We start from the raw sequence: 20,171 nt of genomic DNA, 5'->3' as shown, positions 1-20,171 counted from the left end.
CGCCACCAAGGAGCACGCATGTTTGAATCGATCAAGACCCGCCTGATTGCGCTGAGCATTGGCGTCGTGGTGCTGAGCTTGCTCGCCGCCACGGTGGCCAACTACGCCACCGTGCGCAGCCATACGCAACACCAGGTGCTCGCCTCCATGGACGAGTTGGCGGCCGCGCGCGGCGCCACCATCGCCCAATGGGTGCGCTCGCAAAAAGACATCATCGGCGCGCTCGCGCCGGCCGTGGCCGCCGCGGACCCGGTGCCGCTGCTGGTGCAGGCCGCCAAGTCGGGCCGGCTGGATGCGGCCTATATCGGTTTTGCCGACAAGAAGATCGTCTTCAACTCGCCGCAGAACCTGCCGCCCGACTACGACCCCACCAGCCGCCCCTGGTACACCCAGGCCGCGGCCGCCAGCGGCAGCATCATCACGCCGCCCTATGTGGACGCGGCCAAGAAGCTGCTGGTGGTGACCTTTGCGCAGGCCATCAAGGACGGTGGCTCGACCAAGGCCGTGACCGCCTCGGACGTGTTCCTGGATGACGTGGTGGCCACCGTCAAGGCCATCAAGCCCACGCCCAACGGCTTTGCCTTCCTGACCATGTCGGACGGCCGCATCGTCGCCCACCCGGATGCCAATCTGGCGCTCAAACCGTCCAGCGATCTCTCGGCCCAGCTCGATGCCAAGGCCCTGAAGGCCGCGCAGGAAGCCAAGGGCGAATGGATCGAGGCCAAGGTCGGCGATGCCAGCTATCTGGTGCGCGGCGTGGCCATCCCCGACACCGACTGGACGCTGTATGTGGCGGCCGACCGCAGCGAGGCCCTTGCCTCGCTGAGTTCGCTGCTGCGCGCCGCGGCCATCACCGCCCTGGTGATGATGGCGCTGGCCGGCCTGGTGGTGACCGGCAGCATCACCGGCCTGCTGCGCGGGCTGGACCGCGTGCGCAAGGCGCTGGACGAAATCAGCGCCGGCGGCGGCGACCTCACCCAACGCCTGCCCGCCGACAGCAAGGACGAGATCGGCCGCATTGCCAGCTCCTTCAACACCTTTGCCGAGAAGATCCAGCACATCCTGCTGGACGTGCGCGCCGCCAGCAGCTCCATCACCACCGCCTCCAGCGAGATCGCCACCGGCGCGCAGGACCTGTCGCAGCGCACCGAGCAGACCGCGTCCAACCTGCAGCAGGCGGCCTCCTCGATGGAGCAGCTCACCGGCACGGTGCGCCAGACCGCCGATGCCGCCCAGACCGCCAACCAGCTGGCCTCCTCGGCCTCCAGCGCCGCGGCCAAGGGCGGCGAGGTGGTGAGCCAGGTGGTCTCGACGATGGACGAGATCAACACCAGCTCCAAGAAGATCAACGACATCATCGGCGTGATCGACGGCATCGCCTTCCAGACCAATATCCTGGCGCTGAACGCCGCGGTGGAAGCCGCACGTGCCGGCGAGCAGGGCCGCGGCTTCGCCGTGGTGGCCAGCGAGGTGCGCAGCCTGGCGCAGCGCAGCGCCGAGGCCGCCAAGGAGATCAAGGCCCTGATCGGCGCCAGCGTCGATCGCGTGGAAGTGGGCTCGCGCTTGGTGGAGGCGGCCGGCCAGTCGATGACCGACATCGTGTCCAGCGTGCAGCGCGTGACCGACATCATCGGCGAGATCACCGCCGCCGCCAGCGAACAGAGCGATGGCATCGGCCAGGTGAATGGCGCGGTGGTGCAGCTGGACCAGATGACGCAGCAGAACGCGGCGCTGGTGGAAGAGTCCGCCGCCGCGGCCGAAAGCCTGAAGGATCAGGCGCATCGGCTCACCGAGGTGGTGTCGGTGTTCCGCCTGGGCAACGACGACGCCAAGCATGGCGGCTATGCCATGGCCGCCAGCTCGCCCAAGCCGGCTCCGAAGGCCGCAGGGGCCAAGCCAGCGGCGTCCAAGCCAGGCAGCCCACACCCCGCCGCCAAACCTGCCACCTCCGCGGCCGCCAAACCTGCCACCACCGCAGCTGCCGATGGCTGGAGCGCCAAGCCCGCCAAGCCCGCAGCAGCTCCGCCCGCCCCTGCCGCCGCCGCGGCACAGGACGACGCGCATGGTGACTGGCAGTCCTTCTGAGGCCTGCCTCCGCCAGCAACAAGGGCCGCAGATGCGGCCCTTTTTCATTCTCGCCGCTCAGCTCACTGCGTATCGGCCTGGCGCAGCGTCGTCACCACCGGCTGCAGCAGCACATTGCGCAGGCTCCACCAGCCGGCCAGCTGCGCCAGCAGCGCGCCGCAGACCATGCTGGCCAGCGGCACCCAGGGGCTGGCGCGCCAATCGAACTCGAACACATAACGCGCCAACAACTGACCCAACAGCAGCGCCACGGCGCCGGCCAGCAGGCCCGCCAACGCGCCCAGGCCCAGCAGCTCGGCGCGCTGCACCTGGCGCAGCAGGGCCGAGCTCGCGCCCAGCGCGCGCATCAACGCGAACTCGCGCGTGCGCAGCTCGCGCGTGCTGCTCACCGCCGCCAGCAGCACCACCAGGCCGGTGGCCAGCGTGAACATGAAGAGGAACTGCACCGCATTGATGACCTGGCCCAGCACCGCCTGCATCTGGTTCAGCTGGGCCGACACATCCACCGCGGTGATGTTGGGGAACTCGTGGCTGAGCCGTTTGTCCAGCGCCAGGCCGGCCTCCGCCGCGGGCGCGCGGTAGGCGGTGATGTAGCTACCGGGCAGCTCACCCATCTCCTTGCGCGGGAAGATCACGAAGAAGTTGGCCCGCATCGAGCTCCAGTCCACCTTGCGCAGGCTGGTGATGCGCGCCTCCACCTGGATGCCTGCGACGTCGAAGCGCAGCCTGTCGCCGAGCTTGAGCCCGAGCTGCTCGGCCAGGCCCTCCTCGACGCTGAGGCCATCGGCCTCGTCGTTCTGCCAGTGCCCGCCCACCACCTCGTTGTGCGGCGGCAGCTCGGCCGCGTGGCTCAGATTGAACTCGCGCTCGGCCAGGCGCTGGGCGCGCTCCTGGGCGAACTGCTCGGGCCGCACCGCCTGGCCGTTGATGCCCACCAGGCGGCCGCGGATCATCGGATACCAGTCGTAGCCACGCACGCCCGCGCCCTCGAGCGCCGCGCGCATCGCCTCGCCCTGCTCGGGCTGGATATTGATGATGAAGCGGTTCGGCGCGTTCGCCGGCGTGGCCTGACGCCAGCTGTCGATCAGGTCGGTGCGCAGCAGCACCAGCAGCGCCAGCGCCAGCAGGCCCACCGCCAGCGCCGCCACCTGCACCACCGCGAGCAGCGGGCGTGCCGCCAGCTGGCGCGTGGCCAGCAGCAACCAGCGCGGCGCACCCGCTTGCGGCACCAGGCGCCGCAACAGCAGCACCGCGCCCCAGGCCAGCAGCGCAAACAGCGCCAGCGCGGCAGCAAAGCCCAGCGAGGCGATCAAGCCCAGCGTGGGATCGGCCGAGAGCGTCACCAGCATGGCGCCAAAGCCCAGCACGCCCGCACCCAGCACCGCCAGCGAACCGAGCTTGGCGCTGCCCAGCTCGCGCCGTATCACGCGCAGCGGCGGCACCGCCGCCAGCTGCAGCACCGGTGGCAGGCCAAAGCCCAGCAGCAGGGTCATGCCCATGCCCAGGCCCAGCGCCACCGGCCAGCCGCTGGCGGCCGGCAGCTTCACCTCGATCAGCCCGGCCAGCAGGGCCACAAAGGCATAGTGCAGCGCAAAGCCAAGCAGCACGCCCGCCACGCTGGCCACCAGACCCGCGCCACCGAACTCCAGGCCATAGGCCCAGGCCAGGCGGCGCTGCGGCTGGCCCAGCACGCGCAGCATGGCGCAATCGTCCAGGTGCCGGGCGGCGAAGTCGCGCGCGCTCAAGACCACCGCCACCGCCGCCAGCAGGGCCGCCAGCATCGCCACCAGGTTGAGGAACTTGCCGGCGCGGTCCAGGGTCTGGCGCATCTCGGGCCGACCGCTTTCCAGCGACTCCAGGCGCACGCCGCGCCAGCCCTCGGAGGCGATCAGCGCCGCGGCCTCGCGGGAATAGCGCTGCCAGTCCTGGCTGGCGCGGCCCGCGCCACCATCCGGCGCGATCACCGCATAGCGGTAGGTCACGCGGCTGGCGGGCTGTATCAGCGCGGTGGCCGCCAGATCGGCCTGGGCCAGCATCACGCGCGGCGCAAAGCTCATGAAGCCGGCGCCGCGGTCGGGCTCGTTGGCGATCACGCCGGCCACGCGCAGGCTGGCCTCGCCCAACAGCAGGGTATCGCCCGGCCTCAGGCCCAGGGCATCGAGCACCTGGGCATCGACCCAGACCTCGCCCGCCGCCGGCGCACCGACGCGCCGCCCGTCGCTCAGCTCGACGCGCCCGCGCAGCGGATAGCCCGCACCCACCGCCTTCACCGCCACCAGGCGGCTGGCGCCGCCCTGCGCATCGGGGGCGCGCGCCATGCTGGGAAAGGCGGTGCTGTCCACCGCCGTCAGGCCCTGCGCCTGCGCCAGTTCGCGCAGCTTGGGCGGCGTGGGCTGGTCGCTCGCCACCACCACGTCGCCGCCCAGCATCTGCGCCGCATCGCGCCGCAGGCCCTGGTCGAGCCGGTCGGCCAGAAAACTCACCGCACAGACGGCGGCCACCGCCAGCGCCACCGCCAGCATCAGCAGGCGCAGTTCGCCGGCGCGCCAATCGCGCCAGAGCTGGCGCCAGGCCAGCATCAACACCGAGGGGCGCCTGGCGGCGGGGCGGGCCGGCGCGGCGGCCGGAGCGACGAGTGCGGGGCTGTCATCCATGGGGCGCACTGTACCCACAGGAGCGGCCCGGCGGGCAGTGTGGAATTGCATGCCATGCAAATGGCTTGAACCCTGCATGCAAGCCCGTGCTGCCCCAGTTGGCGCGCGCCCTGCTTCAATACAGCCATGAGCACCAGCACCTTCGCCCCCCTCTTCGTCTCGCACGGCTCGCCCATGACGGCCCTGCAGCCCGGCGCCGCGGGCGCCTTCTGGCGCCAGCTGGGTGCCGCCCTGCAGCGCCGCCGCCCGCGCGCCATCCTGGCGCTCTCGGCCCACACGCTGGCGCGCGAGCCTCTGCTGCTGGCCGGCGAGCGCCAGCATGCGGTCTACGATTTCGGCGGCTTCGACCCCGAGCTCTACACCTTGCGCTACGACGCACCCGGGGCGCCCGGCCTGGCCGCCGAGCTGCTGCAGCGCCTGGGCAACGCGCGCGTGCGCGCCCTGCCCGAGGCCGGCCTGGACCACGGCATCTGGACGGTGCTGCGCTTCATGTTCCCCGACGCCGAGGTGCCGGTGCTGCCGATGGCCTGGTCGCCGCGCGCCAGCCCGGCCGAGCTGTTCCAGCTCGGGCAAGACCTGGCCCCGCTGGCCGAGGAAGGCGTGCTCATCATCGGCAGCGGCTCGATCACGCACAACCTGCGGCGCGTGTTCGCACAAGGCATGCCGCCGATCGACGCGCCCGAGATCCGTGAGTCGGCCGAGTTCCGCGCCTGGATGCTGGCGCGCAGCGCCGCGCGCGACTGGGACGCCCTGCTCGACTATCGCCAACAGGCGCCGCATGCGGTGGACATGCACCCGACCGACGAGCACCTGCTGCCCTGGTTCATCGCCGCCGGCGCGGGCGGCCGGCTAGACGCGCCGCAGCGCCTGCACGACAGCCTCACCTATGGCTGCCTGGGCATGGACGCCTACGCCTTCGGGCCGGAAGCAGCGGCACTGGCCGAGGAGCTGCCTATAATCGCCGCCGAGACGCGGGTGTAGCTCAATGGCAGAGCTGAAGCTTCCCAAGCTTAAGACGAGGGTTCGATTCCCTTCACCCGCTCCACAACTGCTCAAGCCATGCCAGTGGCACGGCCATCACGGCAACCGTGCGCTGCGTGACTCCGCCGCAGCCGCTTCGTAGCCTTTGCGCGTGATCTCGTAGACCTCGCCACGCTCACCGTGCGCGACGAGCAGGCCTTGGTCGGCCAACTCCTTCAGGGCCGACTCCCAGGTGGCCAGGGCACGGTGGTCGGACTTATCGGTGAACAGGCTCGCGCCATTCGTGTGCAGATCGACGCTGGCGCCGAACTTCTCGTACAAGAGGTAGCCGCTGGGATCGGACGCCGTCGCCACGAGCAAGCTGCGCGCCTCCTTCGACAACACGGGCGCGGGAGCCCCCACGCCCGGCAGCTTTGACGGATTGGCATCCGAGGCGTGAAACATGGCGACGCCGAAGCCGAACACGCCCGCAAACAGCAAGACAAAGATGCCGACGCGGATCTTCACCGCCGCCTTCGCAAAGAAGACATAGGCCAAGATCGACAGCGCAACGACCAGCAGTGCGAGGATGCCCAACTGGCTCTGTGCCGCTGCCTTGATGATGTCGGGCAGACTCTTGAAGAGTTGGTCCATGGCTCCCCCTGTGTGCTCGGCTGGGCTTCGCTGGCCGCGCGGTGGACGCCGACCGGGCACCCCGCTGCCGCCTCAATCTACCTCAGATATCGCGCTCACCATCAATCGCCCCGAGTTGGCACACGGCATCGGGCTTCAAAGCCCAGCCCCCTCACCTCCCATACAGCCCCTGCAGCCTCTCCACCACCCCGTCCCGCTGCAGCTTGCGCAGCGCCGCATTCCAGCGCTCGACCTCGCTCTCGGGCGTCTGCGCCGACAGGGCGATATAGCCCGGTGACTCCAACAGCATCACGGCCGTCTTGCGCACCGCCGCCGGTGCGATGGCCAGCAGCTGCAGGCGGCGCTCCATGCCGGCTTCGGCGGCCGCGAGGTAGCGCACGCGGCCGGCCATCAGCATGCGCAGGCATTGCTCAACGCTGCGCACGCGTGTCAGGTCGGTGAACTTCTTGTCGCTCAGCAACTGGTCGTGCACGTTCTGGTTGACCACGCAGATGCCGCCCTGTCTGGCGTCGTCCAGCTGTCGCAATTCAAGCGCGTCGTCGGCGCGTTGGTAGAGGTAATCCCGCTCATGCGAAATCGGGCCGACCCAGCGGAACAGCGCCTCGCGCGCCGGCGTGCGGCTGAGGTTGAACAGGGCCACATGCGCGTCCGCGGCCAGCCACTTCAAGCCGCGCGCCAGGGGCACGGTTTCGATCTGCGCCACCAGCCCCAGCTCGGCGAGCAGGGCCCGCACCAGCTCCACGTAGAAGGCGCGCTTGCCACCATGCGCGCGGCCCACCAGTTGCCCGTCCACCTGCTGCACCGCATCGGCCGTGCTGTGCGTCAGCACGGTCCAGCCGGGCTCCGCCGCGCCGGCCGGCTGCAGGCACAGCCAGCTCAGCAGACCGGCGGCAAGCATGCGGACAGGCCTCATTGCGATCAGCCCAGCTGCCGCTCCAGCTGGTCCAGCACGCGGTAACAGTCCAGCACCTGCGCCACGCTGGCGTTGGGCTCGCGGCCCGCGCGGATGGCGGCGAGGAACTCGCGGTCCTGCAGCTCGATGCCGTTCATCGACACGTCCACCTGTGAGACGTCGATCTTCTCGTCGCGGCCGTTGAACAGATCGTCGTAGCGGGCGATATAGGTGCCGCTGTCGCCGATGTAACGGAAGAAGGTTCCCAGCGGCCCATCATTGTTGAAGGACAGGCTCAGGGTGCAGATCGCGCCATTGGCCGCCTTGAGCTGGATCGACATGTCCATCGCGATGCCCAGGGTCGGGTGAATGGGGCCCTGGACGGCATTGGCCTTGACGATCGGGCTGCCGCACTGGTAGGCGAACAGGTCCACCGTGTGCGCGGCGTGGTGCCATAGCAGGTGGTCGGTCCAGCTGCGCGGCTGGCCCAGCGCGTTGATATTGCTGCGGCGGAAGAAATAGGTCTGCACATCCATCTGCTGGATGTTGAACCTGCCGGCTCGCACCTGCTGGTGAACCCATTGGTGGCTGGGGTTGAAGCGCCGCGTATGGCCGCACATCGCCACCAGGCCGCTGGCCTGGGCCTGGCGCACCACCGCCTCGCCCTCGGCCAGCATGTCGCACAGCGGAATCTCCACCTGCACATGCTTGCCGGCCCGCAGGCAGGCCAGGGTCTGGCTGGCATGCAGCTGGGTGGGCGTGCACAGGATCACCGCGTCCACCGCGGGCATCGCCAGCACCTCGCCCAGCTCGGTGCCGGCATGGTCAATGCCGTAGCGGCGCGCCACCTCGCGGGTCTTGTCCAGCTCGCGGCCGATCAGGGCGAGCACCTCGACGCCATCGATCTGCCGCAGCGCGTCCAGATGCTTGAGTCCGAAGGCGCCGGCGCCCGCCAGGGCGACCTTGATGGGCTTGGATTGGCCGCTATTCATGTGTTCTCCAGGATCAGATGGCCCACCGCCGTGTTGGACGCCGGCACGTGATAGAAGCGCTGGCGCAGGCGCGGCGGCGGCCCGCCGGCCACATCGGCCATGGCGCCGCGCGCGATCAGCCACATCACCAGCTCGATGCCCTCGGAGCCGGCCTCGCGCACGTAGTCGATATGCGGCCGCTGCGCCAGCGTGGCCGGGTCGGCGATCAGCTGGTCCAGGAAGGCGTTGTCCCAGGCACGGTTGATGAGGCCGGCGCGCGCGCCCTGCAATTGGTGGCTCATGCCGCCCGTGCCCCAGATCTGCACCGTCAGCGCCTCGTCGAAGCTCTCGACCGCGCGCCGTATCGCCTGACCCAGCTGGAAGCAGCGCCGGCCCGAGGGCGCCGGGTACTGCACCACGTTGACGGCGATCGGGATCACCTTGCAGGGCCAAGAAAAATGGTCGGCGGGCGGCTGGCCGCACATCAGCGAGAGCGGCACGGTGAGGCCATGGTCCACCTCCATGCGGTTGACGATGGTGAGGTCGAAGTCCTGCTGGATGAGCGACTGCGCGATATGCGCCGCCAGCTCCGGATGGCCCTGCACCACCGGCACCGGGCGCGCCCCCCAGCCCTCGTCGGCCGGCTTGAACTCGGGCGCGCAGCCGATCGCGAAGGTCGGAATCATGTCCAGGCTGAAGGCCGTGGCATGGTCGTTGTAGACCAGCAGGATGACGTCGGGCCGGTTCTCGAGCATCCACTGCCGGCTCGCCGCGTAGCCGGCGAACAGCGGCTGCCAATAGGGCTCTTCGGTCCTGCCCTGATCGATCGCCACGCCGATGGCGGGCACGTGCGAGGTGTAGACGCTGGCGCTGATGCGGGCCAGCCCGGGGCCCGGCCTGCACGGGCCTGGCGCGGTCGGCGCGCCGACCGCGCCGGCGGGGCTGCGGCCGCCGCTGATCATCATGTCGCGGTAGGCCTGCTCGCTCATGCCGGTCATCGAACCGGCCATCTGCTGGAAGCTCAGGCCGTCGGTGGCGCCCAGCCGGGCCAGGAAATAGATGTTGCCGCCGGTGCGCATGCACCAGTTGAGATCGCGCGCCAGCACCGCCTGCTTCTGCTCCTCGCTCATCGGCCAGGCGTCCAGATAGGCGCGCTCATCGGCCTTGAAGCGGGCGCGGTTCTCGGCCTGCATCAGCGAGCTGCAGAACTGGTTGAGCCAGTAACCGCGGCGCGCCTGCTCGGCGTCGAAGATGATGGTGCCGGGGATGTCCTGGTAGGGTTTGTCGAGCGCCATCTCAGCATTCCTCGGGCCAGTAGAGCCGCATCGGGTTGTCGACCAGCAGGCGCTGCTGCAGCTCGGCGCTGGGCGCGATCTGCGGGATGAAATCCACCAGCAGGCCATCGTCGGGCATATGGTTCTTCAGATTGGGGTGCGGCCAGTCCGTGCCCCAGAGCACGCGCTCGGGGAAGGCCTGCAGCACGCAGCGCGCAAAGGGCACGACGTCGCGGTAGGCACGCTGTTCGCCATGCAGCGCCGGCGGGCCGCTGAGCGAAAGCCGCTCGGGGCAGCTGAGCTTGCTCCAGACGTTCTCATGCTCGCGCATCAGCCGCAGGAACAGCGCGAACTCCGGGCCGTCCACGGGCTTGCCGACGTCGGGCCGGCCCATGTGGTCCACCACCACGGTGGTGGGCAGGCTGGTGAAGAAGTCCCACAGCTCGGGCAGGTCCGCCGCCTCGAAATAGACCACCACATGCCAGCCCAGCCCGGCGATGCGCGCGGCCATCTCCTGCAGCTCGTCCCTGGGCGTGAAGTCCACCAGGCGCTTGACGAAGTTGAAGCGCACGCCGCGGACGCCGGCCGCGTGCATGGCCTGCAGCTCGGCGTCGCTGACGCTGCGCTTCAGCGTCGCCACGCCGCGCGCCCGGCCCCCTGCGGCGCGCAGCGCATCCAGCAGCGCCGCGTTGTCGGCGCCATGGCAGGTGGCCTGCACGATCACATTGCGTGCGAAGCCGAGGTGATCGCGCAAGGCGAACAGCTGCTGCTTGCCGGCGTCGCAGGGCGTGTACTTGCGCTCCGGCGCATAGGGGAATTCGGCGCCGGGGCCGAACACATGGCAATGCGCGTCCACCGCGCCGGGCGGCAGCCGGAAGCGGGGCTGGCTGGGCTTGGCGCACCAGTCCAGCCAACCCGGTGTCTTGGCAAAGGCGCTCATCTCAGTCGACGTAGCGCAGGCCGGCCTGAGCCAGCGGCTCGCGCATCTGGTACATGTCCAGGCCCAGCACACCGGAGGCCAGCCTGGCGCGCTTCTCGCCCTCGAAGCTCGCGCGCTTGAGGGCGGCAGCCAGGGTCGCCTCGGCGCGCGCGGCCGGCACGCACACCACGCCGTCGTCGTCGGCCACCATCACATCGCCCGGCGTCACCAGCATGCCGGCGCAGACGATGGGGATGTTGACCGAGCCCAGCGTGGCCTTGATCGTGCCCTTGGCGCTGATGGCCTTGGCCCAGACCGGGAAGCCCATGGCCTGCAGCGTCTTCACGTCGCGCACGCCGGCATCGATGATGAGGGCGCGGGCGCCGCGGGCCTGGAAGCTGGTGGCCAGCAGGTCGCCGAAATAGCCGTCCGAGCAGGCGGACGTGACCGTCGCCACCACCACGTCGCCGGGCCGTATCTGCTCGGCCGCCACATGCATCATCCAGTTGTCGCCGGGCTGCAGCAGCACCGTCACCGCCGTGCCCGAGACCTGGGCACCGGCATAGATGGGGCGCAGATAGGGCTGGAGCAGGCCCACCCGGCCCAGCGCCTCGTGCACCGTGGCCGAGCCGAGGGCGGCCAGGCCGTCGGCGGCGGCGCGCTCGGCGCGCTGGATGTTGCGATAGACAACGCCAAGCTCGTACATCTCACTTCCCCTTCTGCTTGAGTGCCGCATCCAGGCGCGGAAACACGCGGCGCGCATTGGCCTCGAACACCAGCTGGCGCTGTGCGTCGCTGAGGTTGGCGCTAGCCTCGACATAACGCCTGGTGTCATCGTAGTGATGGCCGGTCTCGGGGTCGATGCCGCGCACCGCGCCAATCATCTCGCTGGCGAACAGGATGTTGCGCACCGGGATCACCTTGGTCAGCAGGTCGATGCCGGGCTGGTGATAGACGCAGGTGTCGAAGAAGATGTTGTTCAGCAGATGCTCTTGCAGCAGCGGCTTCTTGAGCTCCTGCGCCAGACCGCGGAAGCGCCCCCAGTGGTAGGGCACGGCGCCGCCGCCATGCGGGATCAGGAACTTCAGGCTCGGGAAGTCCTTGAACAGATCGCTGGTCAGGCATTGCATGAAGGCGGTGGTGTCGGCGTTCAGGTAATGCGCGCCGGTGGTGTGGAAGCAGGCGTTGCAGCTGGTCGAGACATGGATCATCGCGGGGATGTCGTACTCCACCATCTTCTCGTAGAGCGGGTACCAGTGGCGGTCCGACAGCGGCGGGCTGGTCCAGTGGCCGCCCGATGGATCGGGGTTCAGGTTGATGCCGACATTGCCGTACTGCTCCACGCATTTCACCAGCTCGGGGATGCAGCTGGCCGGGTCCACGCCGGGCGACTGCGGCAGCATCGCCGCGGGGATGAAGTGATCGGGGAAGAGCTGCGAGACGCGGTAGCAGAGCTCGTTGCAGATCGCGGCCCAGCTCGACGAGGTGTTGAAGTCGCCGATGTGGTGGGCCATGAAGCTGGCGCGCGGGCTGAAGATGGTGAGATCGCTGCCGCGCTGGCGCATCAGCCTGAGCTGGTTGCTCTCGATCGATTCGCGCAGCTCGTCGTCGCTGATGTTCAGCTCGGAGGCCTTGGGCGCCTGGGCGGGATGATGCAGCGCGGCGATCTGCCGCTCGCGCCAGGCCCCTAGGGCGGCGGGGGCGGTGGTGTAGTGGCCGTGGACGTCGATGATCATGGCGGGCCTTCCGGTTCGCGATCCGTTTTCAATCGCCGCGCCACAGCGTGGCGGGCACCATCACCTCGCCGCGCATCAGCAGCCGGGCGGTGCGCAGCAGGGCCGCCTGGGTGACCTTCTGGCCATCCTGCGGGTCGGTGGCCAGCGCCACGCTGAATTCACCGCTGGGATGCTCCACCACCACGGTGGGCCGGGCCGCATCGTCCAGCCGCGCCAGGCCCTCGCAGACCGAGCCCCTGAGCACGCAGGCCGTGCCGACGGTGACGGCGGCCAGCACGCCGATGGCGTCGTGGCAGACATGCGGGATGAAGCTGCGCGTGCAGATCGAGCCGCCCGCGCGCGGCGGCGCGATCAGCGTCATCTTGGGGTAGTTCTTGGCGCTCACATCGCCCAGGCCCATGGCCAACCCGGCCGCCAGGCGCAGCCGCTCGATGCGCGCCTTCAGCGCGCCGTCGGCATTCAGCTCGTCCACCGTCTCGTAGCCGCTGCGGCCCAGCGCCTCGGCGCGCAGGATCACCAGCGGCATGCCGTTGTCGATGCAGGTCACGGCAATGCCGTCGATCACGTCGCGCACGCGGCCGGTGGGCAGCAGGCCCGCGCAGACCGAACCCGCGGTGTCCAGGAAATTGATGCTGATGGGCGCGGCCGTGCCCGGCACCCCGTCGATGCGGGCCTCGCCCTCGTACGCCACAAGGCCGTCGGGGGTTCGGACCGTGACGTCGCAGGCCATGTCGGTGTTCAGCGTCAGCACGCGGAACGTGCTGACAGGGCCCTGCGCCTTGACCATGCCGGTCTCGAGCGCGAAGGGCACGACGGCGGCCAGCATATTGCCGCAGTTGGGCGTGGTGTCCACCGTGGCCAGCTCCGGCTGCAGCTGGGCGAACAGGAATTCCAGATCCACCCCAGGGCGCTGGCTGGGTGAAACGATGCCGACCTTGCTGGTGAGCGGATGGGCGCCGCCCAGGCCGTCGATCTGGCGCTTGTCGGGCGAGCCCAGCGCGGCCAGCAGCACGCGGTCGCGGGTGGCGGTATCGGCCGGCAGATCGGCCGCGCGAAAGAACGGCCCCTTGGAGGTGCCGCCTCGCATCAAGAGGCAGGGAATCGCGGTTTGTCGCACGGGGCGGTCTCCTGGCTGCCAGCCTGGGGGCGATTGTGGACAGGCCTTGCCGTCATGCCAAGGCAGGAAATCGCCAACAGCCATCGCCTTGCGGCATGGGCCGCCCCCCGGCGCTAGGAGCGGCGGGTCGAAGCGCCGCCGCTCAGCACTCGCAGCACAGCGCGCGCGCGCGGCCCGCCTGCTTGGCCGCATAGAGCTGCTGGTCGGCGCTGCTCAGCAGCAGGGCCGGCTCACCGCCCGGCACCGGATGGCTGGCCGCACCGCCCACGCTGACGCTGACGATCTGGCCCAGCTCGGACTGCGCATGCGGCAGCGCCAGCGCGCTGACCCGGCTCACCAGGCTCTCGGCCACCGTGACGGCGCCGGCCAGGTCGGTGTCGGGCAGCAGGCAGACGAACTCCTCGCCACCGTAGCGGCACATCAGGTCGCCGGGCCGGCGCAGGGTCTGGGCCAGGGTCTGGGCCACGCGGCGCAGGCAGTCGTCGCCGGCCAGATGGCCGTAGCAGTCGTTGTAGCGCTTGAAATGGTCCACATCGACCAGCAGCACCGCCAGGCTGCCGCCGCTGCGTATGCAGCGCTGGTACTCGATCGGCAGCTGGGTGTCGAAGTGGCGGCGGTTGTAGACCCCGGTGAGCCCGTCCAGGTAGGCGAGCTGGCGCAGCAGATCGCTCTGCGCCTTGAGGGTCAGATGGGTCTTGACGCGTGCACGCACTACCGCCGGGTTGAAGGGCTTGGAAATGAAGTCCACCGCGCCCAGCGCCAGGCCCTGGGTCTCGGCCTCGGCCTCGCTGTGGGCGGTGACGAAGATCACCGGGATGTCGCGCAGCGCCGGATCGGCCTGCATGCGCCGGCACACCTCATGGCCGTCCATGCCCGGCATCTGCACGTCCAGCAGCACCAGGTCGGGCTGCATCTCGGCGCAGACCTTGAGGGCCTGGGCACCCGAGGTGGCCATGAAGACCTGGTGGTCGGCCGCGAACAGCTGGTGCAGGGCCTGGATATTGATGGGCTGGTCGTCCACCAGCAGCAGGCGGCGCTTGGGCAAGTTGGCCTGGCTCATTGGTGCACCCTTCGGCCTGCGGCCTGTCCCGCCAAGCGGGAGCGAGCTTGCTTGGGGCGGCCCTGCGCTGCGCTCATGCCTTGCCCTCCCCGGCCGCCGCGCGCCAGCGCTCGCACACCGCCAGCGCGGCGGCGAAGTCCAGGTTCGCCATCGCTTCATCGAGCTGATCGAGGGCCTCGCGCTGGGCCTGACGCCAGGCGGCGGGCAGTTCGGCGCGCCAGTGGCTGCAGGCGTCCAGGGCCGCCAGGTCGGAGGCGCGCAACAGCCGGATCAGGCCATCGAGCCCGGCGCCGAGCTGGCCAGTGTCGAGCGCGGCGGCGTCAGCCTCGGCCGCTACGACGATTTCGGCCGGCGCGGCGCGCGCCTGCAAGGCCTCGGCATGCGCCAGCAGGGCGCGCGCATCGGCCTCGATGCGGGCCTGCAGCGTGTCCAGCCAGCCGGCATCCAGCGCCTGGCCCTGCAAGACCTGGCGCTCACCCTCGGCGCCCAGCGCGGCGAGCCGCTTCGCCCCCAGCGTGGCGGCCAGCCCCTTGAAGCTGTGCAGCGCCTGCGCCGCGGCACCCAGATCCGCCTGGCCGCGCAGGCTGGCGGGCAGGGCCAGGGCCTGCGGCAGGAAGGATTTGCACATGCGCTGCAGCAGCTCGGTCTTGCCCATCAGCCGGCCCAGCGCATCGCGCAGGTCCAGGCCCTGGGCCTCGCCTTGCGCCTGCAGCGCGTCGTCGATCAGGGTGAGGCCCCGACCCGGCTCAGCGGCCCGCGGCACGCCATCACCGGCGCCCGCATCGTGCCCCGTCAGCTTGCACAGCCAGTCCACCAGCTCCTGCAGATCGAAGGGCTTGCCCACATGGGCGTTCATGCCGGCGGCCAGGCAGGCCTCGCGGTCGGAGGCCATGGCGTTGGCCGTCATCGCCAGAATCGGCAGCTCGGTCAGGGCCAGCTGCTGACGTATCAGGCGAGTCGCGGTGTAGCCATCCATCACGGGCATTTGCACGTCCATCAGCACCGCATCATAGGCGCGCGGGCCGGCCTGCAGCAGGTCCACGGCGCGCTGCCCATGCTCGGCCAGCGTGACGCGGGCGCCCTCGTCTTCCAGCAGCTCGCGCGCCACCTGCTGGTTGTTGGCGTTGTCTTCCACCACCAAGAGGCGCAGCCCGCTCAGACGCGGGCCGGCTTGCGTGTGAGCGGCCGCCACGGCGGCCGCGTCCAGCTGGCGGCCACTCAATTCATCCACCAGCTGGTTCAGCATGTCGGCGCTGATGGGCTGACCATCGGCGCCGGCCGGGCGCTGCTGGCTGGCCTCGGCCAGCACCGGCAGCTTGAGGCTGAAATAGAAGCGGCTGCCCTGGCCGGGCGCGCTCTCGAGCTTGAGCTCGCCGCCCATCAGTTCCACCAGGCTGCGGCTGATCGCCAGGCCCAACCCGGTGCCGCCGAAGCGCCGCGTGGTGGAGGCCTCGGCCTGGGTGAAGCCGGTGAAGATGCGCGCCTGGTGCTCGGGCGCGATGCCGATGCCGCTGTCGCGCACCGCGAACTCCAGTTCCTGCTGATGGCCCTCGCGCCGCAGGCAGCGCACCGACACGCGCACCTCGCCCTGGGCGGTGAACTTGATGGCATTGCCGCCCAGGTTGTTGAGCACCTGCTGCAACCGCAGTGCATCGCCCTGCACCAGCTCGGGCAGTTGCGGGTCCAGCTCGAACAGCAGCGCCACCGGCTTGTTGCCGACATTGGCCGCCAGGATCACCGCCAGGTCGCGCAGCAGGTGGTCGGGGCGGAAGGGGTGCGGGTCCAGCGTCATCTTGCCGGCCTCGGCCTTGGAGAAGTCCAGGATGTCGTTCAGCAGGTTCAGCAGCGAGCGCGCCGCCCCTTCGGTCTTGCCCGCATAGTCGCGCTGCCGCGCATCCAGCCCGGTCTTCTGCAAGAGCCTGAGCATGCCCAGGATGGCGTTCATGGGCGTGCGGATCTCGTGGCTCATATTGGCCAGGAACTGGCTCTTGGCCACGCTGGCCTGTTCGGCCTCGATGCGCGCCTCCTGCAGGCTGGCCTCGTACTCCTTCTGGCGCGTGATGTCGATGAAGACGCCCAGATAACCGTAGCGCGCGCCGTCGCGGCCGCGCAGCTCGGTGACCACGCGCAAGACCTGGAACTGCTGCCCGTCCTTGCGCTGATAGCTGCCCTCCAGCTCTCGGTTGAGCTGGCTGGGGTGCACCAGGGCGGCAAAGCCGCTGAGCGGCTCACCGGTCTCGGCCGAGACTCGCTCGCCCAGGGCACGCATGTCGCCCTCGGGCATGAAGACCGCCGAGCTGAGCTTGCCCACCACCTCCTCGGCCTTGTAGCCCAGCATCTGCTCGGCGCCGCGATTGAACACCGTGACCAGGCGATCTTGGCCGGTGGCCACAATGGCCACCTTGGTGGTGGAGTCCAGCACCGCGTTCAAGAGCGACACGGTGCGCGCCAGCTCCTGGGCGGCGCGGCGCTGTTCGGACACATCGGTGTAGGTGGACACAAAGCCCAAGCCGGCCACCGGCGAGCTGCGGATCTCCAAGCACCTGCCGTCGGGGCGCACGCGCTCCCAGAAATGCGGCTGCTGCAAGGCCTCGCGCACCCGCGCGCGCGCCAACTCGACCGCATCGGCCTCGCCGATCGGGCCATAGTCGCCCGCACGCCAGCGCGAGCGCGTCAACTCATCCACGCCAAAGCGCTCCAGCCCGTGCAACGCCGGCTCCTGCTCAAGCTCGTAAAGCCGCGTGTACATGCTGTTGTGCAGCACCACCTGGAACTGCGGATCGATCACGGTGAGCCCGCAGGGCAGGTTGTCCAGCACCACGCGCAGCAGCTCGTTGCTGCGCTGGCGCTCGGACTCCAGGCGCTTGCGCTCGGTGATGTCGACATAGGTGGTGACGAAGCCACCATCCGGCATCGGCGAGCCGCGCACTTCCAGCGTCACGCCGTTCGGCCGGGTGCGCTCGAGCTGGTGCTGCTCGGGGTGGCGCGCGCGCTCGATGATGGCGCTGATGGTGGGCTCCAGATCCTCATGCTCGCCATACTCGCCGCGCGCGGCATTGAAGCGGATGATGTCCTCGAACTTGGTGCTCGCACCGTCGAAGAGCTGGTCCGGGAAGCCCAGCAGATCGCGGAACTGCTGGTTGTGCGCCACCAGCACCAGGTCGCCGTCGAACACGCTGAGCGCGCAGGGCAGGTTGTCCAGCACCGAGCGCAGCACCGAGTTGTTGCGCCGGGTGCGCGCCTCCAGCTCGCGGCGCGCGGTGACATCGGCAAAGGCGCCGACCAGGCGCACCGGCTTGCCCTCGGCATTGCGCTCGACCTCGCCAACGGCGCGCAGCCAGACAAAGCGGCCCAGCGCGGTGGTCAGATCCAGCTCGATGTCCCAGTTCTGCCCCTCATGGATGGCGAGGTACATCGCGTCCTTGAGCTGCTGGCGGTCGCGCTCGGAGAAATAGCTCAGTGACCGCTCCAGCGTGATGTCGCCGGGTTCGAGATCGAACAGCCGCCAGCAGCCGGCCGACCAGCTGAGCTCATGGCTGTCCAGGTCCAGCTCCCAGCCGCCCACGCCGGCCAGGCGCTCGGCGCGGCTGAGCAGCGACTTGCTCTTGCGCAGGCTCTCCTCGGCCAGCTTGCGCGCGGTGATGTCCAGATGGGTGCCCGAGATCCACAGCGGCTTGCCATCGTCGGTGCGCGAGGTCAGCTTGCCGCGCGACAGCACCCAGATCCAGTGCCCGTCGCGGTGCTTGAGGCGCAGCTCGGCCTCGTAGCTGGGCAGCTCGCCGGCTACATGGCGTTTGGCCTGCTGGCTGGATTCGCGCAGATCGCCCGGATGCACATGGCTGCGCCAGGTGGCCACACTGAGCGGCTGCAACTCCTCCAGACGGTAGCCGATCATCTCGGCCCAGCGTTCGTTCAGCACCACCTCGCCGGTCTGCAGATTCCACTCCCAGGTGGCGGCATTGGTGCCCTCGATGATGTTGCTGAGGCGCTCGCGCTCGCGCTGCAGCTCGCGCGCGGCCATGCGGCTGGCGGTGATGTCGTGGCGGATCGAGACATAGCGCTCGATCTGACCGTCCGCGCCGAGGATGGGCGCGATGATGCTGTCCACCCAGTAGAGCGAGCCATCCTTGGCGCGGTTGCAGATCTGCCCGCGCCATGAGTTGCCACGGCTGATGACGCCCCACACCGTCTCCCAGAAAACCGGCGGCTGCACATCCGATTTGACGATGCGGTGGTTCTGCCCCAGCAGTTCGGCCTCGCTGTACTGGCTGATGCGGCAGAAGGCCTCGTTGGCGCTGATGATGGTGCCGGCGCGGTCGGTGATCGAGACGATGGCGTGCTTGCGTATGGTGTCCAGCAGCGACTCGTTCTCGCGCATGACATTGGCCAGCAGCAGGTCATGCTGCTTGCGCTGGGTGATGTCCAGCGCGATCTCGATGAAGCCGGTCAGCTGGCCGTTGTCGTCGTGCACCGGCTGAATGTCGGTGTCGACCCAGTAGAGGCTGCCGTCCTTGCGCCGGTTGCAGACCTCCTGCCGGCAACCCCGGCCGGCCTGGCCAGCTTCGGCAAAGGCGCGCTGCACCGCCGGGTCGGAACCGGGATGGCCGAAGATGTCGTTGGGCATGCGGCCCAGCGCCTCCTCGGCGCCATAGCCGGTCATGCGCGTGAAGCCCTCGTTGACCCAGGTGACGCGCAGCTGCGTGTCGGTGCAGATCACCGCGTTGGTGGTGCGTTCGGCCACCATGGCCAAGCGCTGCAGGTCCTGCGTGAGTTGCCGCGCCAGCAGCTCGGCGCGCTGCCGGCCCACCGCCAACAGCCACACCGTCAGCGCCAGCAAGGCGCCCAGCAGACTGCCCATGGCCGCCACCCAGGAGGGCGTCGAACCGAACTGCGCGCGCTCGAACTGCGCCGAGGGCCGCAGGCGCAGCAGCAACTCGCGGCCACCGAACTGCAGCACGCGCGTCACCGTCAGCGCGGACATATCGTCCTGCCGTTCGGGCGCCGAATCGAACAGCAGATGCTCGGGCGCGACCTGCGCGCCCTCGTAGACCTGCACCGTCAGCATCTGCTCGGCCACCGCCGACAGGCCCTTGAACAGCTCGGCCGCGACGATGGGGGCGTAGACCAGGCCGATCAGGGCCCGTTCACGCTGCGCGGGCGTGATGGGGTCGGCGCCGCGCCGATAGATCGGCACCAGCAGCAGGAAACCGGGGCGGTGGTTCTGCGCGTCCTGCACCAGCACGATGCTGCCGGTGAGCGCGTTCTGCCCGCTGCGCATGGCGCGCTCGATCGCCTCGCGACGCACCGGCTCGCTGCCCAGGTCAAAGCCCCAGGCGGGCATGTTGTCGGCCAGCGGCTCGATGTATTTGATGACGTACAGGTCGGCGGCCTGGCCGCTGCTGCGCACCTTGAAGGGCATGCCCGCCTCGCGCTGCACCTCGGCCTCGAAGGCGGCAAGATCCTGGCGCACCACGCGCTGCACAAAGCCGAAGCCGCGGATGCCGGGGAATTCGGCGGGAAGGTCGCGCGAGGCCACATAGGCCCTGAATTCATCGCGATTGACCTCGCTGCTGGCCGCGTAGACGCCGCGCGCGCCGTGCAGCCCGTAGACGGGCACGGCCAGGCGCCGCTCCAGCTCGAGCTCGACACGCTGGGCATGGGCGTCGAAGCGCTGCTGCGCCTCGCGCTGGTTCTGTTCGCCCACCCACAGCGCCACCCACCAGCTCAGCACCATGCCGGTGACCAGCACCAGCACCGCCATGGCGGAGGCGTGCGAGGCGTCGACAAAGCGCAGGCTGCGCAGCCAGGCGCTGAAAGCCACATGGACGCCCCGTTTGCCATCCGCCATC

Annotated in this window: 13 protein-coding genes, 1 tRNA gene and 1 pseudogene; 3 read left to right on the top strand and 12 right to left on the bottom strand. The window is 69.7% G+C overall.

Annotated elements, in window-relative coordinates; genetic code table 11:
* Window positions 1-18 precede the first annotated feature (18 nt).
* Window positions 19-2,085 carry a methyl-accepting chemotaxis protein gene (locus tag PFX98_RS15275; RefSeq protein WP_285231342.1) on the top strand — a complete coding sequence of 689 codons (2,067 nt, stop codon included), beginning with the start codon at window positions 19-21 and terminating at the stop codon, window positions 2,083-2,085.
* Between the two features lie 62 nt (window positions 2,086-2,147).
* Here the strand turns inward: PFX98_RS15275 and PFX98_RS15270 are convergent, their stop codons facing one another.
* Window positions 2,148-4,739 carry an ABC transporter permease gene (locus PFX98_RS15270; RefSeq protein WP_425334610.1) on the bottom strand — a complete coding sequence of 864 codons (2,592 nt, stop codon included), beginning with the start codon at window positions 4,737-4,739 and terminating at the stop codon, window positions 2,148-2,150.
* A 126-nt stretch (window positions 4,740-4,865) separates the two neighbouring features.
* On the opposite strand from PFX98_RS15270, the gene PFX98_RS15265 reads away from it, so the two are divergent.
* Both PFX98_RS15265 and PFX98_RS15260 read left to right on the top strand, forming a co-directional pair.
* Window positions 4,866-5,720: a dioxygenase family protein gene (locus PFX98_RS15265; RefSeq protein ID WP_285231341.1), complete on the top strand. Its 855-nt coding sequence runs from the start codon at window positions 4,866-4,868 to the stop codon at window positions 5,718-5,720.
* Window positions 5,711-5,784: transfer RNA gene (locus PFX98_RS15260), tRNA-Gly, on the top strand. The genes PFX98_RS15265 and PFX98_RS15260 overlap by 10 nt, the downstream gene beginning before the upstream one ends.
* A gap of 32 nt (window positions 5,785-5,816) precedes the next feature.
* Here the strand turns inward: PFX98_RS15260 and PFX98_RS15255 are convergent.
* From PFX98_RS15255 to PFX98_RS15205, 11 genes and pseudogenes are all read right to left on the bottom strand, one after another.
* On the bottom strand, window positions 5,817-6,353 hold the full coding sequence (locus PFX98_RS15255) for a hypothetical protein (RefSeq protein ID WP_285231340.1): 537 nt from the start codon (window positions 6,351-6,353) through the stop codon (window positions 5,817-5,819).
* A gap of 151 nt (window positions 6,354-6,504) precedes the next feature.
* Window positions 6,505-7,251 (bottom strand): substrate-binding periplasmic protein, encoded by a 747-nt coding sequence (locus PFX98_RS15250; RefSeq protein ID WP_285231339.1) that lies wholly within the window; start codon window positions 7,249-7,251, stop codon window positions 6,505-6,507.
* Window positions 7,252-7,271: 20 nt separating this feature from the next.
* Window positions 7,272-8,237 (bottom strand): Gfo/Idh/MocA family oxidoreductase, encoded by a 966-nt coding sequence (locus PFX98_RS15245; protein WP_285231338.1) that lies wholly within the window; start codon window positions 8,235-8,237, stop codon window positions 7,272-7,274.
* Entirely contained in the window at window positions 8,234-9,100 is an 867-nt protein-coding gene (locus PFX98_RS15240) for a class III extradiol dioxygenase subunit beta (protein ID WP_285235606.1), read from the bottom strand. The genes PFX98_RS15245 and PFX98_RS15240 overlap by 4 nt, the downstream gene beginning before the upstream one ends.
* A gap of 105 nt (window positions 9,101-9,205) precedes the next feature.
* Window positions 9,206-9,511, bottom strand: a pseudogene (ligA, locus tag PFX98_RS15235) (protocatechuate 4,5-dioxygenase subunit alpha); the annotation flags it as partial.
* Window position 9,512: 1 nt separating this feature from the next.
* Window positions 9,513-10,430 (bottom strand): amidohydrolase family protein, encoded by a 918-nt coding sequence (locus tag PFX98_RS15230; RefSeq protein ID WP_285231337.1) that lies wholly within the window; start codon window positions 10,428-10,430, stop codon window positions 9,513-9,515.
* Between the two features lies 1 nt (window position 10,431).
* The gene (ligK, locus tag PFX98_RS15225; RefSeq protein WP_285231336.1) at window positions 10,432-11,115 is read right to left on the bottom strand and encodes a 4-carboxy-4-hydroxy-2-oxoadipate aldolase/oxaloacetate decarboxylase; all 684 of its coding nucleotides are present in this window, start codon (window positions 11,113-11,115) and stop codon (window positions 10,432-10,434) included.
* A 1-nt stretch (window position 11,116) separates the two neighbouring features.
* Window positions 11,117-12,145 (bottom strand): amidohydrolase family protein, encoded by a 1,029-nt coding sequence (locus PFX98_RS15220; RefSeq protein ID WP_285231335.1) that lies wholly within the window; start codon window positions 12,143-12,145, stop codon window positions 11,117-11,119.
* Between the two features lie 28 nt (window positions 12,146-12,173).
* On the bottom strand, window positions 12,174-13,232 hold the full coding sequence (locus PFX98_RS15215) for a 4-oxalomesaconate tautomerase (RefSeq protein WP_285235605.1): 1,059 nt from the start codon (window positions 13,230-13,232) through the stop codon (window positions 12,174-12,176).
* A 172-nt stretch (window positions 13,233-13,404) separates the two neighbouring features.
* Window positions 13,405-14,322: a diguanylate cyclase domain-containing protein gene (locus PFX98_RS15210; protein WP_285231334.1), complete on the bottom strand. Its 918-nt coding sequence runs from the start codon at window positions 14,320-14,322 to the stop codon at window positions 13,405-13,407.
* Between the two features lie 73 nt (window positions 14,323-14,395).
* Window positions 14,396-20,143, bottom strand: coding sequence for a PAS domain S-box protein (locus PFX98_RS15205; protein ID WP_285231333.1), 5,748 nt, complete (start codon window positions 20,141-20,143; stop codon window positions 14,396-14,398).
* Between the last annotated feature and the right edge of the window lie 28 nt (window positions 20,144-20,171).

The organism is Paucibacter sediminis (assembly GCF_030254645.1).
GTDB classification, from domain to species: Bacteria; Pseudomonadota; Gammaproteobacteria; order Burkholderiales; family Burkholderiaceae_C; genus Paucibacter_B; species Paucibacter_B sediminis.
This window is presented reverse-complemented; position numbering and strand designations above follow the sequence as displayed.

Excerpts from the sequence above, each read along its gene's own strand:
- PFX98_RS15275 (WP_285231342.1), top strand. The coding sequence starts at position 19 with ATGTTTGAATCGATCAAGACCCGCCTGATTGCGCTGAGCATTGGCGTC.
- PFX98_RS15270 (WP_425334610.1), bottom strand. The coding sequence starts at position 4,739 with ATGGATGACAGCCCCGCACTCGTCGCTCCGGCCGCCGCGCCGGCCCGC.
- PFX98_RS15265 (WP_285231341.1), top strand. The coding sequence starts at position 4,866 with ATGAGCACCAGCACCTTCGCCCCCCTCTTCGTCTCGCACGGCTCGCCC.
- PFX98_RS15255 (WP_285231340.1), bottom strand. The coding sequence starts at position 6,353 with ATGGACCAACTCTTCAAGAGTCTGCCCGACATCATCAAGGCAGCGGCA.
- PFX98_RS15250 (WP_285231339.1), bottom strand. The coding sequence starts at position 7,251 with ATGCTTGCCGCCGGTCTGCTGAGCTGGCTGTGCCTGCAGCCGGCCGGC.
- PFX98_RS15245 (WP_285231338.1), bottom strand. The coding sequence starts at position 8,237 with ATGAATAGCGGCCAATCCAAGCCCATCAAGGTCGCCCTGGCGGGCGCC.
- PFX98_RS15230 (WP_285231337.1), bottom strand. The coding sequence starts at position 10,430 with ATGAGCGCCTTTGCCAAGACACCGGGTTGGCTGGACTGGTGCGCCAAG.
- ligK (WP_285231336.1), bottom strand. The coding sequence starts at position 11,115 with ATGTACGAGCTTGGCGTTGTCTATCGCAACATCCAGCGCGCCGAGCGC.
- PFX98_RS15220 (WP_285231335.1), bottom strand. The coding sequence starts at position 12,145 with ATGATCATCGACGTCCACGGCCACTACACCACCGCCCCCGCCGCCCTA.
- PFX98_RS15215 (WP_285235605.1), bottom strand. The coding sequence starts at position 13,232 with ATGCGAGGCGGCACCTCCAAGGGGCCGTTCTTTCGCGCGGCCGATCTG.
- PFX98_RS15210 (WP_285231334.1), bottom strand. The coding sequence starts at position 14,322 with ATGAGCCAGGCCAACTTGCCCAAGCGCCGCCTGCTGCTGGTGGACGAC.